Genomic DNA, 16,874 nt, shown 5'->3' on the forward strand with positions numbered 1-16,874 from the left:
GAAAAGAGGATTCAAAAAAATCAAACCGTCGTCATGCCATATGCTGCCTCATAGCGGCCTGCATATTTTGCCAACTGTCGCTAAGTATTTTTTGGTAGCCAAGGGTAAAGTCGAAAACCTCGACCGACACCCAGCCTTGATAGTCTATATCCAGCAACGCTTCAAACACGGGCGCTTGATCAAAGTCGCCCATCCCGGGACCAAGCAGATTAGGATCGTTCGCGTGGAAGTGGACCATATAGTCGCGCTGCTCGCGGATAATATCTGGTACGGGAGAAGGCTCGCTACTCATCGCTTTTACATCCAAATGCAAACGAACATTGGGATGGTCCACCAAGTGAATCAATTCCACGCCTTGTGCTGCTTGATTTAGAAAGTTGCCTTCGCTGGGGCCCAGCGGTTCGATCGCGAGGGTCACTTGATGGGCTGCTAATTCGTCAACGAATTGTCCGATTAAGTCTGCGGCGTTTTTCAGTGCATCGGCATGAGTCATTGGTGCCGTAAAATTACGCTGCTTTGGACTGCCCAAGACCATGACTTTTCCGCCGAGGTCCGCACATAATTCGATCAACTCTTTGAAGTAGTCCGCCGTTTTGGTGCGAGTTCCAATATCGTTGGACGTTAAGTGGTAGCCTTCGGTTTTGACCAGTAACCAGTGGAGACCGATAATCTCCAAATCTTCATCGCGTGCTTGTTGGGCAAATGTTTGACGTTCGCGGGCACTCAGCTTGGTCGGAAGATCCCCAAGCGTGAACGGTGCGATCTCTAAACCTTGATAGCCCAGGGCTCGCGTGAAAGCATACGCTTGGCCCAAATCCGCGGACTCAAAGATTTCGTTACAAACAGCAAACTTCACCGCTTACCTCATCTGTTTTTTCTTACGTGGAATGTAAACTCAGCAAATTCCATTGAAATGGGACAGCGTCGAGGACGCTATTCCAGAAGCAAGATTCTAACATAACAGGCGGCATCGTGGACCTAGGACTCAGCAGCGAAAGTGTACTGATTGTTGGCGGCGCAGCGGGCATCGGAGCGACGTGCGCTCGCAGATTTATCGATGAAGGTGCAAAAGTTACCGTTTGGGACATCCAGCGTTCCAGTGAATTGCCCGATTCTATGGAACAATTCCCTTGTGATATTACTGATGCCGCGTCAATTGACGCTGCTTTGAAAGCGACGCTCGCAATCCATGGGCGCATCGATTGCTTGGTCCACACTGCGGCCATCGGTTCGGGCGCGTTTGGATTTCCGTTTACTAAAGTTCCCTTGGCTCGCTGGCCCAAGGTATTGGAGGTCAATATCTACGGAATGGCAGCAATCGCTTACGCGCTGACGCCGACCATGATCGCTCAAGGGCGAGGCAGCATGGTTTATCTATCAAGTGTGGCGGGGCAGATCGGCTCGCAGACTGATCCGCCTTACAGCGCCTCGAAAGCAGCGAATTTAAATTTCGCCATGTGTTTGGCCAGAGACCTTGCGCCGCACAACATTCGCGTGAACTCTGTTTGCCCTGGCATGGTGCAAACCGCTTTGAACCGCAGCGTCTGGAAAGCATGGCACGACAGTGTCCCGGAATCTGAGCGTCAAGACTACGAGACATGGGCCAGTGAAAAGATTCGCCGAGTTGTACCGCTTGGTCGTTGGCAAACTCAAGACGACATCGCAGATGGAATTCTATTCTTGAGCAGTCCACGCGCTAATCAAATCACCGGCCAAGCATTAAACATTGACGGCGGATTTGTCATGCGCTAGCCAACGCCAACTCGCTTCCATCCCCGCAGGCTAACCGCGTCGGTGCCACACAATAAATGAATGTGAAGACAACTAGCGTACCGAGGTCATTCAATTTAGATCGGCCTTGGTCTGCGCAATCAAGCAATCAAGGTTGCTCAGTCCATGTCGTTTCAAAACGCCCAAGGGTACTTGCTGGTCATCATCCCAAACCATCCTGTTTCCAACTGCTTTTTCACCGACAGCGATGGCGAGTTTCACAATTTCGATTTGACTGCGCAACGGTTCTTCCATGCACGAGACGGATTCGAAACTTTCGCCAAGATGTACAAGCGGTTGCCAAATTTCATCGGGAATTTTCCAGTACGAAAGAACTCTCCCCAATGCAGCATAGTGGGTCTCCGGGAATACAATCGCTTCGATTTTACTAAGCGATTCACCTTGTTTATTACAGTAGCGAATCAAAGTCTGATATTCGTCCTGGAATGCGCAGCCCAACAGAACTCGGCCCAGTGGATGCAGAAAGGCAGATAGCGTCAAGCCTGCACCTGTCACGCTACGTTTGCTTGACTCGCGAAGTTTCTCCAAGCTCAAGCGGGCGGCTAGGCTTCGAGCTTGACCAATATCGGCATCGAACCACGGTACCGTACAGGCTCGAAACACACTTATCGCATTGAGCGCCAAGGCAATCTCACCTATGCGTTTATAGCCGATACGCACAACCGCGTGCTCAATATCCATGGTTGTCGGATTGTTACGAGCATAGTACGTGCTGTTCGCCAGACGCAATACATCGGCAGTCAGGGCAGCATCCTTCAACATGGCGGATGTCAACTCCTTTGCTCGAGTTTCTTCTTGGTTTGAGAGCTGAAAAACTTCATAGGCGGCGACCGACAGCGGAAACAAGTGTTGCACCTCCATCAATCGTCTTTCGTATTCCTTAGCGCTAACTTTCGCAATCGGGCAAGCGATAGCTTCATTCTTATCCGACGAGGGGGCGTTGGTTGTTGCTTCTTTGACGGAAAGTATTGCATTGGATGCCAGACGGGGTACACCTGCTGATGCCGTCCGCGTACGACGCGCGACAAAGGCTCGCGCTTTCGCCGCAAACGATGCGTAGTTCGTGGGTTTGTATATGATGTCATCGACGCCCTTGAGGATCAGGTCCTTGGTTAAGCGAGGATCATCGATACAGGAATGGACGACAATCACTGGAGGGTGTGTGATTGAAAGAAGTTTGAGTGCAAGTGCATGCCCGTGAACATTCGGCATACTTAAGTCTGTAACTACGAGATCAAAGTTTTCTTTCGAGATCTGTTCAAGTGCTTCTTTACCATCGATCGCGTAGACACATCGGAAATTCTCTTGAGTCAAAGCATATCCGACTGTTTTCCGGGCGATGGAATCATCATCAACTACCAGGGCATTAAAGGTTTGCAAAGTCATTCGACGGCTCACTTTTAGCGATTGGAGGAGGGGAAAAACGGCTGAATGGTACTATGTTGATGCGCTCGCAACTTGCAGTCGAGGAGGCGACGTATCCAACAAGGAATTGCTATTTGTATCCGCGTGCTTTAAGCTGACCAAACGAAAGTCGGTTTCAATCTTTACGAAGGCATCAACGATCTCTGGATCAAAGTGCTCGCCTTTTTCTTCTATAATGCACAAGGCTGCATCGCAATGTCTCATGGCACTCTTGTAAACTCGTCGAGTGGTTAAAGCGTCATAGACGTCAGCGAGTGCGACGATGCGACTGCTGAGCGGAATGTCTTCACCAGAAAGGCCTATCGGGTAGCCTCGTCCATTGAATCGCTCGTGATGGTACAGCGCGATGTCATGGGCCATTCGTAAGAATTCAGCTTGTGGAAACTCATGCATGGCGGCCGCCAACGTTTTTGCACCATTGGTCGTATGTGTTTTCATGACTTCAAATTCTTCAACACTCAGTTTGCCTGGCTTCAGCAAGATCGCGTCTGGGATCGAAACTTTGCCTATGTCATGAAGCGGACTAGTTTCGTGGATGAGCCTCACAAAATCATCGTCAATCAAATGACTGTAACGCGATTTGCTCTGCAATTCCGTAGCCAGCAAGCGGCTGTACGCTCGAACCCGCTCCAGGTGAGCTCCTGTTTCCGAATCACGTGATTCGGCTAGCTTGGCCAATGCAAAGATTGTCATTCTGCTCGATTCCGAACAAATGATTCTGCGACCGGTTTGGACCCTCAGGACTAGTTCGTCAGGGCGAAATGGTTTGGTTAGATAGCCGTCGGCCCCTGCTGCCAGTCCCGCCAGTAGGTCTTCAGGGCTGTTGCGACTGGTCAACAACAAGATGTAGACATACTGACATGCTGAATAAGAGCGAATTGCACGACAAAGTTGCAGCCCATTCATGCCGGGCATATTCCAGTCGCAAACGACCAGTTGTAATTTCTGTTGATTAAGGCGTCCTAAAGCTTCTACCCCATCGCAAGCAACCACTACATCAAACCCGGCAGCTTGCAGGGTTTGAGCGGTAGCCATACGCGCAACGGGTTCGTCATCAACCACCAATACGTCCATCACTTAATCCTTTGCACGATCAATTGGCAATGATGAGAATGGCCGGAGCGCTTCTCTCAGCGTTGGGAGGTATCCTATGCAACGATCCACTTCGGAACACAGCGCCTTGGTGGACATCGATAGCCGTGCTGCTTCACCGCGATGACCAAGCGACTCGATTTCCGCAGCGATGGCAGTCAATGAATCTGCGCCAATGATTGCCGCTGCGCCCTTCAAAGCGTGTGCTGTTTCCGCCGCTGCGAGAGAGTCGCCTGCTGCGGCATACTGAAACACGGCTTCCGCTTGCTGCTTTCCGACACTTTCAAACTCATCGAGCAGAGCATAGGCAAACGCGACATTTCCCATGCAGCGAGATAAGACTGCGTCAGTTTCTATGGGTGGTTTGTCAGCAGCATCTCGAATACCGGCTTGAGCCAGCATGCATCGCGCAGATACCTCGTGGTTCATGATTTACCCTTCATAAAGCAGGCGTTGTTACGAGTAGAACGGTGGAACAATACGCTGTAGTTATTGTCCACATCTCCCCAGTGTCTCGATAAGGGGGCTTTTTTGTGCAAACTGCATTGCCGGTGTCAATTAGCAGGATTGTAGTATTGCAATCGCGTGCGGCTAATAACAGTCTGTCGATTGCGTCGGGATTTCCACACGCCCATGCATGTTGCCAATTGTAGTACAACAGAAGGATGTACCAGAAGGCAGTGTCGCGAACATCAACAAGTCGTGTTCTATGATTCGACCAGACGGCTAATAATGGTACTGCGAAGCGTGCGGCAGAACCTAAGGCAACTTCATCCTCTCAGCGTTCAGAAGGTGCGAAGCATGACTTTTAACAACCCGGCTTTCATTCCAGAGTTGGCGATGCTCTTTAACGCAGTTGGTACCACATTGATTGCGTGCGAACAGAATGGAACAGTTCGGGTATTCAACTCTGCGGCCGAGCGAATGTTTGGTTGGAGTTCAGCGGAAACCATTGGGAAGCAAACGCCGATACAATGGATGGATCCCGTTGAAATTAACCTCTATGCGAGGAATTTGTCGAATGAATTGAATCGCAGAATCTCTACCAAACCCCAAATCATCAAAGAACTGCTAGAACGCCATGGGGCAGTGGAGCCAAATGTTTGGACGTTTATCCGCAAAGATGGCTCGCGCTTCGTAGGTGAACTGACATTTTCACCTGTCCGCGATAACTTAGGTTCCATTTCATTCTATCTGGGCACAGTTTTCGACCTAAGCCAAAGGTACTCTGCGGAACAAGAACGCGACCGTTTGTTTAACCTATCGCTAGATATACTGTGTATTTCCAGTCAAGACGGCTACTTCAGACGCGTGAACCCAGCATTTGGCCGGATTCTTGGTTGGTCCGAACATGACTTGCTGACTCGACCCTTTCTTGATTTCGTGCATCCAGACGATCGAGAAATTACGCTTCAAGAAGTTACCAAACAATCCAAAGGCTCGCCAGCTTTCAACTTTGAAAACCGATACCTATGTAAAGACGGATCCTGGCGGTTGCTTTCATGGAACAGTGTTCCTCAACCAGATGGATTGATGTATGCCACAGCACGCGATCTAACAGATATGTATCGAGTCCAAAATGACCTTCGACTAAGTCAAAATGACTTGGCGATTACATTAAGATCGATTGGCGACGGCGTCATTGCAACAGACATAAATCGGCGTATCACTCGTATGAATCCCGTGGCCGAACAGCTTACGGGATGGAGTGAAAAGGAGGCGATTGGTCGTTTTATCGAAGAGGTCTTTATAATCGAGAATGAAGTGACTCGTCGGCCCAGTGTTATCCCGGTGGATGAAGTGATTAGAACCGGCGCTGTGCATGGTTTGTCGAATCATACGGTGTTGATTTCTCGAAGTGGAGTAGAACATCCCATAGCTGATAGCGCCGCGCCAATTCGCGATGATGAAGGAAATATTCGAGGCGTCGTACTGGTCTTCCGTGATGCAAGCGCTGACCGTCTGCATGAGCAACAACTACAAAAGATCAATGAAGACCTGGAACTGCGTGTTTTGCAGCGTACTGAAGCACTTGAAACAAGTGAGAAAAGGTACCGTACACTTTTGGAAAGTATTCCGGCCCCACTCTTCGTCTATGATCGGGAGACCCTAGGCTACCTAGTAGTCAGCGACCGAGCAGTGGCTGACTATGGTTATAGCCGCGACGAATTTATGCAGTTGAAAATCTCTGACATTCGTCCTGAGGAAGACGTGGACGCACTTCTAAGTATGTTGAAGGCAGCGGGGACAACTTTCGAGCATCGCGGAATCTGGCGACATCGCCGAAAGAATGGAACTTTAATTGATGCGGAGATCACTACACACGGTTTAGAGTTAGCAGGACGCCCCGCATGTATTGTTCTGGCAAATGATGTCACGACGAAACTTCGGGCGGAAAATGCCCTGCGGCGAAGTGAGGCTATCAACCAAGCGATCTTACAATCGTCCCTTGATGCGATTGTGACAATAAATGCCAGTGGTCAGATCATCGAGTTCAATCATGCCGCCGAACAGGCGTTTGGATATAGTAAAGCTCAAGTGCTGGACGCTTCGATTGTTGACTTATTGATTCCCGATGAGTTTCGCCAAAGGCATGAGAAAGGCGTAGCTCACTACTTATCGACGGGACAGCATAGCATCTTGGGTAAGCGAGTGCGAACCTTCGCGCGTAGACAAGCTGGCGGTACTTTCCCTGTAGAACTGACCGTAGTTCCCGTGGTCGTTGACGGAGAGCAACTCTTCACCGCTTTCCTGCGTGACATGACAATTGTCCAACAAGCAGAACAGGAATTACATCGCAAAACGGAGTTGTTAGAAGCGATCGCTGATGGAACTACCGACGCAATTTTCGCAAAGGACGTGCAAGGAAGATACCTGCTCTTTAACCGTGCTGCCTCAGAGCTTACAGGCCGTAGGAGTGATGAAGTTTTAGGTAAGGATGACATGTTCGTATTTGGCCATACGTCAGGACGAATTGCTATGGAGAACGATCGATTGGTCATGCAGTCGGGGAAAACTCAGGTTGTTGAAGAAGAGCTTGCTGCTGCAGGTCTAACGCGTACTTATCACGCCGTTAAAACGCCACTGCGCAATCAGAATGGGAACGTCGTTGGTATGATTGGGATTTCGCGAGATATTACAGACCCTGCACTTTAGGGGATTGTTGGAATAGCGTGCTAGGCTTATGCCGCTAGGGCCAAGAGTCTTTCGAATCGGTCGCGTATTTTTGATGGATCGGCGGCAGATTGGAGATCTCTCAAAAATACTTCGCGCAGCATTTTCCGGGCTATTCCTCGCCGGCGGTCATTGTGCGAAGGACGGCGAGTTGGATTGTCCCATGGACGATCGCTTCGGTCCACCAGTTGTTCACTCGTGTGATCCCAACACTCCAATTCAACCAGTGTATACAACCATCCGCACAGGTTCCAGCAGCCAATGCTCGACCACACGTTACGAACTTGTTGCTCACCTGCACCCCAGATTTCTTTGACGTCATGAAAATGCTCTTCGATCGCCCACCGATCCGACGCTGTCTTCAGAATCATCTCGACGCTCATCAAAGCGTCAGTGCTAACGTACGCCGCCCAATTACCCCTGGTGTATTCCAGCAGTACCACTCGAACTGTCCCACCCACAACTTGGCTTGTCGCCAAAAATGTCTTGTAGCGACGCTCGACCATAACGCCGCGACAACAGTAGCTAATCGTTTTCCAACCTCGACGATTAGTCGCTCGCTTTTTGAGGCTGATACGGTTCTTGCCGTATTTGCGAGGCCGACCACGCTGTCCGGTTTTGTTCACGGGAAGCTCAAACAGCTTGGCGTCACTACGCAGCCTCGTCACTATGATCGCCCCTTCGGCAATCAGCGGTCGGATCAACACCATCGCTGCATACGCTCCGTCGAACACGACGATGAACCCAGCCTTGCTTCCCAGGGCTCTAAGGGTCCGCATCACTTTTCGGCAGAGCTCCAAGGCGAGTTCGTGTTTAGTGCGAAATTCCCATTCATATCGCTGTTTCAGCTTGGTGATGTCAACTTCGCGAACGTACAACATCGACAATATGGGCAGCGCGATTATGCCAAACAGCGGACGGCTTATCAGCATCGCCAAGCAGACCCAGTTGTGTCCGTAGAGCCAGTCTCCATCACCCGGGCCAGGAGTCGGATTGTGGTGAATGTTGGCCGCCTCCACGCATGGCCCAAATCGTCTGGTTGGCGAATCGTCGATGGCCATCGTCCAGTAACCTTTTTCACCAGGATCAAACTTTCTGAGGATTACCCCAAGAACCGCAAACGCCAACGCAGCGGCGTTCTTGCCGACGGATTGAAGCAGTTCATAAAAGCGATCCCAATCGTCTTTGACACCCGCACATCGAAACCAACTGGCGGCCGTCCGGCGACCTCCGGCCAGCAAAGCTCCGGCAACAACAATCGGCAGCCGGAACGCGATTCGCTTGTCCAGCAAGCTGCTCATGGCGGTAGTGAGTGTGGCTATACCGCCCAGCAGTGGCACGCTGGCAGCTTCAGTGGATTGACGATTCGGATTGGCCGTAACCAACCTCTGCCGTTTGTCGTGTTGAGACGACGTGGATTTCGCAGCATGTTGAGCTTGTGGAGGTCTGCCGGAGTGTTTACGCTTAGCCATCCTTGGCCCTTTGTGGATGATTGGTTTGGTGTGGTAACCTCCAATTTCCCGAAGGGCCTTTTTCGTGGCAAGATCAATCCTCGACTTGATTGATGAGATTCCCTAAAGTGCAGACAGACCGCAAGCGAGTTGAATCCGCACTGCGTGCAAGTGAGGAGCGGTATCGTTCGATTGTTGAACATTCTCCCGATATGACTTTTGTCAATCGTGAGAATCGCATTACGTTCATCAATCAAGCGGGTTTAAACCTTCTAGGTGCATTGTCTGCGAATGAAATACTGGGGCGATCGCCGCTCGACTTCTTCCATCCTGAAGATCATGCGAAGATCCATCAACGATTAGATCGCCTACTTTCTTCCCCAGATATAGCTCCCATCGTTGAAGAAAGAATAATTGCGTTAGATGGAACTGTTGTCGACGTCGACGTGCAAGCGTCGTCATACCTCAATGAAGGAAAGCTTGAGATCCAGGTCGTATGTCGAGACATCTTCGCTCGCAAAAAAGCTGAACAGTTGCTAGAAAAACGAGTTGCTGAGCGGACGTTTGAACTGAAGTTAAGCGAGCAGTTCAATCAAGCTACGCTGGACGCCCTTTCTGCGCACGTTGCGGTGATCAACCAAGAGGGGAGTATCGTCTACACAAATGCCGCTTGGCGCAGTTTTGCGGTTGAGAATATGACCGATATTCGTTCTGTCAGCGAAGGGGCAAACTACATAAAGGTGTGCGATGTCGCGGCTCATGGCGGCAGCGCAGATGCTGAGGTCGTCGCGACTGCTTTGCGTGAGATTCTCGCCGGCAAACGAACCGCTTGGAGTTTTGAGTATCCATGTGATACACCAAGTGGACAACGGTGGTATATCTGCCAAGTAACCCTTGGATACATCAATCAACTGCCGCACGCAGTCGCAGCTCACGAAGAGATCACAAGTATCAAACGCGTGCAGGAAGAACTGCTTGCTGCAAAAGAGCGTGCTCTCCATGCAAGTAAAGCCAAAAGCGAGTTTCTGGCTTCCATGAGCCACGAATTGCGTACGCCACTGAATGGAATTCTGGGCATGAACGCTTTGTTACTGCAAACGGATCTCGATGACCGACAACGACGGTTCGTAGAAGCTTGTCAGTCAAGCGGAAAGGTCCTGACTCAGTTGATAGATGATGTGCTTGATTTGTCCAAGATTGAGGCGGGCAAGCTGGAGCTAGATCCTCGCCAATCGGATCTTGAAGCAATTGTCTATGATGTCGTGGATATATTTACGAGCGCTGCGAGTCAGAAGGCCATCTCACTTATCTGTCGAGTCGCACACGCTGCTTGCGTGACCGCACTGGTCGATGACAATCGACTGCGACAGGTCCTAATCAATTTGATAGGGAATGCTATCAAGTTTACGACCGCAGGTGAGGTTGCGATCAATGTTGATCTTGTACAGAACTTTAACGATCCATCTCGGCTTTGCGTTGAGATTTCAGATACTGGAATTGGAATCTCCCCGGAACGTACCGATCGACTCTTCAAAGCGTTTTCGCAGGTGGACAGCTCAACCACACGCCAGTATGGCGGCACCGGTCTCGGCCTTTCCATTTGCAAACAGCTAGTCGACCTCATGGGTGGCACGATAGGCGTCAGAACCGAACTTCACGTAGGTTCAACTTTTTGGTTTGAAATCCCTTTGAGAAATGTTGCCCAACTGGACACTGTCGGTCAGCCAGCATCGTTCGAGCATGTCTGCGCAATCATGTTAAGTTGCTCAGGCGAACTGATAGGGCCCCTCGTGGATTGCTTAGCTCAATTGGGATGTGCATGCACGCACTCAAATTCGATTGAGAATGCGATCCATAGAGCGCGACAACTTCTTCACGCAGAAAAAATTCCAGTTCTTATCATTGCGAATTGCGACTTGGTCGAATCGGAAAACCATTTATTCAGCCAACTTGTGGAGATTGCGAGCGGACGCGTCATAGCACTAGAAGACAGCATGGACGCAAGTGCGACTGATCGCTACCGCAATTTCGGAGTGCAAACCACACTACCGATGCGTGCGCGTCCCAGTGTCTTGTCAAGAACGCTAGCCGATCTAGTTCTCGGCACGGCCGTAAACTCGGTATCATTGGGGAAAGACTCAGAAGTGATTTCTGCAAACAGACTTTATGTTCAATTGAATCGCCATTTTTTGGTAGCTGAGGACAATAAGATAAATCAATTGTATATCGTCGAACTATTAAAGCTCTTAGGTTGCACTTGCGATGTTGCCGAATCTGGCATCGAAGCGCTAGATTTTATATCCCGTAAGCAGTACGATTTAGTGCTCATGGACTGCCACATGCCCGAAATGGATGGCTACAGTGCAACACGTGGGATTCGCCAGCGCGAACTTGCAGACGCAGCACTTCCTCGCATACCGATCATCGCATTGACAGCGAACGCGCTTACGGAGGATCGCGAGCGATGTCTGGAGGCTGGCATGGACGATTATCTGAAGAAGCCGGTTGCAATTGAATCGTTGCAGTCAGCCTTAATCAAAATCTTTCAACGATGAAATCGATGATTCCTTGCGTATGCTGATCGGCTATGCTTGCGACATTCAACGCAGAATTAACAAGTCAAATTGTTTGATTGTGTTGCCTAAGGTAAATGCATCTATAGTTTTTCTTGGGGTAGCCGACGAGCGAGAGCGACTTCGACAACCTTTCTGGCTGGTTTTTTTATCTTTTGCCAATAACTCCTGCAGTCGTTGGCAAACTCAAGACGACATCGCGGATGCAATTCTATTCTTGAGTAGTCCAATCGCTAATCAAATCACCGGCCAAGCATTAAACATTGACGGCGGATTTGTCATGCGCTAGCCAACGCCAACTCGCTTCCATCCCCGCAGGCTAACCGCGATCGGTGCCACACAACAAAGGAATGTGAAGACAATTAGCGTACCGCTAAGGATATCGAGTTCGAACCGCGCTCGACCTCGAGCCGTTTGGTAGACTGCAAAGATCAGCCACGTCCAATGAGCCGCAATGGCATAGCGCACCACGGTCACGCTAACGCTCGGAAGCCATCGATCGGCAAGGTACGCCAGGACCGCAAGTGTTTGAATCGCATGCAAGGCTGCTCCATGCGGAAACTTTAGCACCCCACGCTGCGGCCAGACGTCTGGAGATATGCCCGATGTTAATTGGCGATATCCAACATGGGTGATCCCATATCCAATCAATCCAGATAAGCACAACATCAGCATGCCCCATTGAATCGCAGTACGCGTGGCTGGGGAAGTTGGCTGCGCGAATTCTGTCAGCCACGCACGCAACGTCAAAATTACAATGACGATCATGGCAATGTTAATGCAGACAAGCATGCCCTTCTCAATCAATTCGTTGTAAAGGCCGTCGCGATTGAAGTGGCTGGTCTGTCCCCTCCAAGTCTGAAGACTGATCAGAGCAACCTCGATCATAAGTGACCACTGCAAGCTGTTTCTGATCCACGGGTCGATTCGAATTGGAGTCAATTTCTGCTGGACCCATAAGCAGGACCACAGTGTAAGTGCCGTCGAAACGCCAAACAGTGTTGCTTTGCGGAACGACAGCGGATCGTCCCAACTGCGATCACCGAGGGCCAGCAGCAGGCCATGCACCAATCCGCATACGAGAAGTAGATAGACAATTTTCATTTGCAACTTTCGGATTTACTACCATCTCATTCGTGGAATCTCAGCTTGCGGACGGTTGTTATGGGTCGCCAGGACGTGCACTTGTGAGCGGGGTTAGAGCACTATAGTGGAACGGAAAGCCAAGTAGCAAGTTCTGGTGCTGCACGCTGTGCCCACAAAGCGTAGGCTCCAATCTGGTACGACGTATATAGTGAATCTCAGGGAATCTGCGTCACAAATTCCAATGGACTCTCCACAACATCTCACCGCGATTTTTTAGTCCATTTCGACTATCATAGTTGCCTGCGGTTGTCTCTCTGCACTTTCGATTACCCCAGCCGTCGTTTTGGCGACAGGATATAAGGCACTCATGAAAAGGCTTTTACCAAGTACTGCGATACTAAACATCGTTTGGTTGGCAGTTTGCTGTTGCATCTATCTTCCAGGAGCGACTGGCCAAGAAATGCAGCTTGTTTGGAGCGACGAATTCAATGGTGATAGGCTGGACTACAGCAAGTGGGAATGCGAAGTGAACGCCTTCGGCGGTGGCAACAACGAGTTGCAGATTTACACCGACCGTCGCGAAAATGTTCGCGTCGAGAACGGTCACTTGGTCATTGAAGCTCGACAAGATGACGCTAACATTAGCGGTACGACGCGGAAGTACTCTTCGGGTCGCATACGCACGAAGCATCGCGGTGACTGGCTGTATGGAAGAATCGAAGTCCGCGCAAAGATGCCGCAAGGTGCAGGGATGTGGCCCGCGATTTGGATGCTGCCTACAACGGAAAAATATGGAACCTGGGCTGCTAGTGGTGAGATCGATATTCTGGAACTGCGTGGTCAAGAGCCTTCCATTGCGTTAGGTACTCTGCATTACGGTGGCCCTTGGCCAGCGAACAAACATACGGGCAAAGAGTACAAGCTTCCGCGAGGCACCTTTGCAGAGGACTTCCACGTTTTTAGTATCGATTGGTCGGAGGGCAAGATCGATTGGTTCATCGATGGCCAGCTTTACCAAACGCAAACAAAGTGGACTTCGATGGGAGATTCCTTTCCTGCACCGTTTAATCAAGAGTTTCATTTGATCTTGAATCTTGCAGTCGGCGGTAACTTCCTTGGTCCCCCCAACGCTGCAACTCGGTTTCCACAGCAACTGCAAGTCGACTATGTTCGGGTCTATCAATTGAAACAATAAACATCGGCACAATGTCCGGTGGTTCGATCAGGAGGGGCCTGATAATCGTCAAGCCTCACTGCCTGCCTCATTATTCCATGGAGTCGTTTACAATGCCAACATCAACACCGATCGTGCTTAAACTTACCAGCTTATTTGCTTGGCTGATCCTTTTGGTCTCTAATTTTTTGGTCGCAAATTTTTCGCTGTTTGCGGCGTCACCGGCGGAAAGGCTATTGAAGATGCCTGATGCTTGGTTCCACACCGATGAAGCGCGCAGCACGCTTGCCAATGTGCTTACTTGGCAAACACTCAATGGAGACTGGCCAAAGAATACGGACACAACTGTCATGTATGACGAAAGCAAGGGCAAGGTGTCAGGTACGTTTGATAATGGCGCGACCACAGGAGAACTGCGGCTATTAGCGCGAGCTTACCATCTGACCGCCAATGAGCCATACAAGTCGGCGTTTGTGCTTGGGTTCGATCATATTTTGTCGGCACAATATGCCAATGGTGGGTGGCCTCAAAACTATCCTTTGGCTAAAGGTTACCAACGGCAGATTACGTACAATGATGGCAGCATGATTCGATTGATGAGTTTCTTGCGCGACGCTGCCGAACAAAAGCAATTTGAATTTTTAGATTCAGGACGAAAACAAGCCGCTCTGGCAGCAGTCGACCGGGGAGTGGATTGCATTTTGAAGTGCCAGATTGTTATTGATGATGTTAAGACAGTTTGGTGTGCGCAGCATGATGCTGAAACGCTCCTTCCAACAAAAGCTCGCAGCTATGAACTTCCATCTCTAAGCGGCGGCGAGAGCGCGGGGATTTTATTGTTCCTGATGAGTCTTAAGGAGCCCAGCCCGGACGTGATTTCGGCCGTGCAAGCTGGCCTGAATTGGTATCAGCAGACTCAGATCACAGGCTATCGCTTTGAGCGCAGTAAGTCATCGCCTGGTCTGATAAAGGATGAATCTGCGAGTCCGCTTTGGGCTCGGTTTTACGAGATCGGAACGAACCGACCGATGTTCAGCGACCGAGATGGTATCGTGAAATACGATCTGCAAGAAGTTGGGATTGAGCGTCGTAGTGGCTATGGCTGGTACGGCAACTGGGGCGAAAGCGTCTTCAAGGCCTACGCCAAGTGGCCGCATAACACAAGCGCTCATTAAGCCATATGTCAAAGTCGACACTTCCGTCTATCGTCCAACAGATTCAGGGAGGCCAACAGATTTACAAATTGCCAATAATCCAACGTCACCCTGCGGTAATCAAAGAGAATCCGTCCCAAGCTGCGGGGTTCTCTGAATCTGCTGGAGACCTCCAAACATGAACAACCATTCCAACGAAAGCAAACGATGTTCAATCACGCATCGCTGTAGTGGACGTGCAATGAAAGTACATTCGCTCGTTGACCCCGGCCTTAATGAAGAGATCTATCATCAAGAGATCGTCCGTGCCTTACGGGCTGCCGGTATGGAGCATCTGTCAAAGCCAAGGCGTGACTTGATCTATCGTGGCACTGGGAACATCACCAATCAAGTTCCCCAATCATCTAATGGACCGCTTCCAGGTTCGAGTGTGATCGAGGGCGTATCAAGCGTGACGAACCTGCGAAAAGGCTTCAAGGACCTAATCCATAGGAAATCAGGACTCGTCAAAGAAATCGACGAGCAGCGAGAAAACCGCAAAAGATCCAGGAAAACACTTGTTTTCCAATGATTCATCTCCTCTGAACGAGGAAGATAAATGGGCGATATTGGACTCGAACCAACGACCCCCACGATGTCAACGTGGTGCTCTAACCAACTGAGCTAACCGCCCGATTCCCCTAACGGGTCCCGAATTTTGCCCTATTTCTGCTCAAAGTCAAGCCTAGTTCTATATTCCGGAATTATTCCCGAAGCCTTCCGTCAGAACCCCACTGCCCTACTCCACGTCCCTCCTCGTAGATCAACCTGTTCAATTCCATCCATCTATCCATCCATCCATCCATCCATCCATCCAGCCAACTTGCTCTGCCATCAACTCAATGCTGAAATCCCAGCTCAATCCACGCGACTCAATTCCCATCTGAAAGTTTCCAACAACTCTCGTAACACTCAACATGTTTTCGCCCCCAGCACGGCCTTCGATGCTGGAACCTCTCCTGCCCCAAACTCTATCGCATGTATCGGTTCAAGGGCGTCGAAGGACTGCCCTGGGCACTGCGAGTGGCAGCGGGCTGGCTACGCTGATATTGCGTGTGTCGATAGTAGCTGGGATGCGATCGGTAATTGACTTGTTCAGGCAATAACAAATCGTCATCATCCTCGAGCGGCATTGGCTGAGCGGGCTTGGATTCCAAGTCCCACTTGTTCTTGCTTGGGGCAGGTATCTGCTCCGGCTCATAGAACATCGGATGATCCTGTTGCAAGTCCGATGGCGATGCCTGCTTGGGCATCCCTCGAGGCACTTGCTGCGGTATCACCGACTGCGGCGGCGGAATTTGGCTTGGGACTGCAGGTGGCATTTGCGGCTGATAACTTGGAACCGTCGGTATCGGCATGGGTTCGTAGGCAGGAACGCTTTGCACAGGCGGTTGAGCTAACGTTGGCCCAGGCCCTGAATGAACTGCCGGTGGCGGCGCACCATGATAGGGTTGAGCCGCTACAGGAGCTGCGTATATCGGTACATAACTACCCTGATTGCATGTCGCACAAGTTCCGCTGGATTGTCCATGCTGAAAGAAATGTTGCCTTGCCGGAGCGGTTGGTGAAGTCGGAAAGGTCGCTACTTCATAAAGCTGCGTTGGACCCGCTCCCACATGCTGCAGACTGCTTTGCGATCCCATACGATCCAAATAAGATGGCTCGCATGCATGATAGCCGTCGCTCAAACCAAATCCCATCGCGCGGCCAAACGCGTTCAACGGCTCGAATCGATTGCCAGGCAATTGAGCCAACGCTGAAGACGATCCTGCGGCAATCGTCATCCAAACGCTCAACAAGATCTTGTTTCGATTTCCAGACATCCTTGTCCTCATCCTTACGCGGAACAGCTCACTCTCTGCTGTTTTCGTCAGGAACAATAGCTCCAATTACTCTATTGCTTTCCATCGAAAAA

Annotated in this window: 15 protein-coding genes and 1 tRNA gene; 7 read left to right on the forward strand and 9 right to left on the reverse strand. The window is 50.4% G+C overall.

Annotation, left to right across the window (positions count from 1 at the left end; genetic code table 11):
* Positions 1–31 precede the first annotated feature (31 nt).
* Entirely contained in the window at positions 32–856 is an 825-nt protein-coding gene (locus SH302x_RS09955; protein WP_479368577.1) for a sugar phosphate isomerase/epimerase family protein, read from the reverse strand.
* Between the two features lie 116 nt (positions 857–972).
* On the opposite strand from SH302x_RS09955, the gene SH302x_RS09960 reads away from it, so the two are divergent.
* The gene (locus SH302x_RS09960; RefSeq protein ID WP_479368578.1) at positions 973–1,752 is read left to right on the forward strand and encodes an SDR family NAD(P)-dependent oxidoreductase; all 780 of its coding nucleotides are present in this window, start codon (positions 973–975) and stop codon (positions 1,750–1,752) included.
* A 90-nt stretch (positions 1,753–1,842) separates the two neighbouring features.
* Here the strand turns inward: SH302x_RS09960 and SH302x_RS09965 are convergent, their stop codons facing one another.
* The 3 genes from SH302x_RS09965 to SH302x_RS09975 are packed head-to-tail and all read right to left on the reverse strand — an operon-like array spanning position 1,843 to position 4,737.
* Positions 1,843–3,177: an HDOD domain-containing protein gene (locus tag SH302x_RS09965; protein ID WP_479368579.1), complete on the reverse strand. Its 1,335-nt coding sequence runs from the start codon at positions 3,175–3,177 to the stop codon at positions 1,843–1,845.
* Positions 3,178–3,228: 51 nt separating this feature from the next.
* Positions 3,229–4,290 carry a response regulator gene (locus tag SH302x_RS09970; protein WP_479368580.1) on the reverse strand — a complete coding sequence of 354 codons (1,062 nt, stop codon included), beginning with the start codon at positions 4,288–4,290 and terminating at the stop codon, positions 3,229–3,231.
* Positions 4,291–4,293: 3 nt separating this feature from the next.
* On the reverse strand, positions 4,294–4,737 hold the full coding sequence (locus SH302x_RS09975; RefSeq protein ID WP_479368581.1) for an Hpt domain-containing protein: 444 nt from the start codon (positions 4,735–4,737) through the stop codon (positions 4,294–4,296).
* A gap of 372 nt (positions 4,738–5,109) precedes the next feature.
* On the opposite strand from SH302x_RS09975, the gene SH302x_RS09980 reads away from it, so the two are divergent.
* Positions 5,110–7,464 (forward strand): PAS domain-containing protein, encoded by a 2,355-nt coding sequence (locus SH302x_RS09980; RefSeq protein ID WP_479368582.1) that lies wholly within the window; start codon positions 5,110–5,112, stop codon positions 7,462–7,464.
* Between the two features lie 26 nt (positions 7,465–7,490).
* Here SH302x_RS09980 and SH302x_RS09985 read toward each other — a convergent pair whose 3' ends face one another.
* Complete coding sequence (locus SH302x_RS09985; protein ID WP_479363345.1) at positions 7,491–8,954, reverse strand: IS701 family transposase; 1,464 nt, start codon at positions 8,952–8,954, stop codon at positions 7,491–7,493.
* Between the two features lie 92 nt (positions 8,955–9,046).
* Here SH302x_RS09985 and SH302x_RS09990 point away from each other — a divergent pair, with 92 nt between their 5' ends.
* Both SH302x_RS09990 and SH302x_RS09995 read left to right on the forward strand, forming a co-directional pair.
* Complete coding sequence (locus SH302x_RS09990; protein WP_479368583.1) at positions 9,047–11,488, forward strand: ATP-binding protein; 2,442 nt, start codon at positions 9,047–9,049, stop codon at positions 11,486–11,488.
* Positions 11,489–11,507: 19 nt separating this feature from the next.
* On the forward strand, positions 11,508–11,795 hold the full coding sequence (locus SH302x_RS09995; RefSeq protein ID WP_479368584.1) for an SDR family oxidoreductase: 288 nt from the start codon (positions 11,508–11,510) through the stop codon (positions 11,793–11,795).
* On the opposite strand, the gene SH302x_RS10000 is transcribed toward SH302x_RS09995, so the two are convergent.
* Positions 11,792–12,610 carry a hypothetical protein gene (locus SH302x_RS10000; protein ID WP_479368585.1) on the reverse strand — a complete coding sequence of 273 codons (819 nt, stop codon included), beginning with the start codon at positions 12,608–12,610 and terminating at the stop codon, positions 11,792–11,794. The two genes, SH302x_RS09995 and SH302x_RS10000, sit on opposite strands and share 4 nt — an antisense overlap.
* A gap of 349 nt (positions 12,611–12,959) precedes the next feature.
* On the opposite strand from SH302x_RS10000, the gene SH302x_RS10005 reads away from it, so the two are divergent.
* The 3 genes from SH302x_RS10005 to SH302x_RS10015 all read left to right on the forward strand — a co-directional run bounded on the left by SH302x_RS10005 (position 12,960) and on the right by SH302x_RS10015 (position 15,491).
* Positions 12,960–13,787 carry a glycoside hydrolase family 16 protein gene (locus SH302x_RS10005; RefSeq protein WP_479368586.1) on the forward strand — a complete coding sequence of 276 codons (828 nt, stop codon included), beginning with the start codon at positions 12,960–12,962 and terminating at the stop codon, positions 13,785–13,787.
* A 92-nt stretch (positions 13,788–13,879) separates the two neighbouring features.
* Positions 13,880–14,941, forward strand: coding sequence for a pectate lyase (gene pelA, locus SH302x_RS10010; RefSeq protein ID WP_479368587.1), 1,062 nt, complete (start codon positions 13,880–13,882; stop codon positions 14,939–14,941).
* Positions 14,942–15,098: 157 nt separating this feature from the next.
* Positions 15,099–15,491: a GxxExxY protein gene (locus tag SH302x_RS10015; RefSeq protein ID WP_479368588.1), complete on the forward strand. Its 393-nt coding sequence runs from the start codon at positions 15,099–15,101 to the stop codon at positions 15,489–15,491.
* A 28-nt stretch (positions 15,492–15,519) separates the two neighbouring features.
* On the opposite strand, the gene SH302x_RS10020 is transcribed toward SH302x_RS10015, so the two are convergent.
* The 3 genes from SH302x_RS10020 to SH302x_RS10030 all read right to left on the reverse strand — a co-directional run bounded on the left by SH302x_RS10020 (position 15,520) and on the right by SH302x_RS10030 (position 16,782).
* Positions 15,520–15,593, reverse strand: a tRNA-Val gene (locus tag SH302x_RS10020).
* A 138-nt stretch (positions 15,594–15,731) separates the two neighbouring features.
* On the reverse strand, positions 15,732–15,878 hold the full coding sequence (locus SH302x_RS10025) for a hypothetical protein (protein ID WP_479368589.1): 147 nt from the start codon (positions 15,876–15,878) through the stop codon (positions 15,732–15,734).
* Positions 15,879–15,930: 52 nt separating this feature from the next.
* Positions 15,931–16,782, reverse strand: a complete 852-nt coding sequence (locus SH302x_RS10030; RefSeq protein WP_479368590.1) for a hypothetical protein — start codon at positions 16,780–16,782, stop codon at positions 15,931–15,933.
* Positions 16,783–16,874: the final 92 nt, after the last annotated feature.

The sequence above is a fragment of the Njordella calcicola genome (assembly GCF_056494125.1).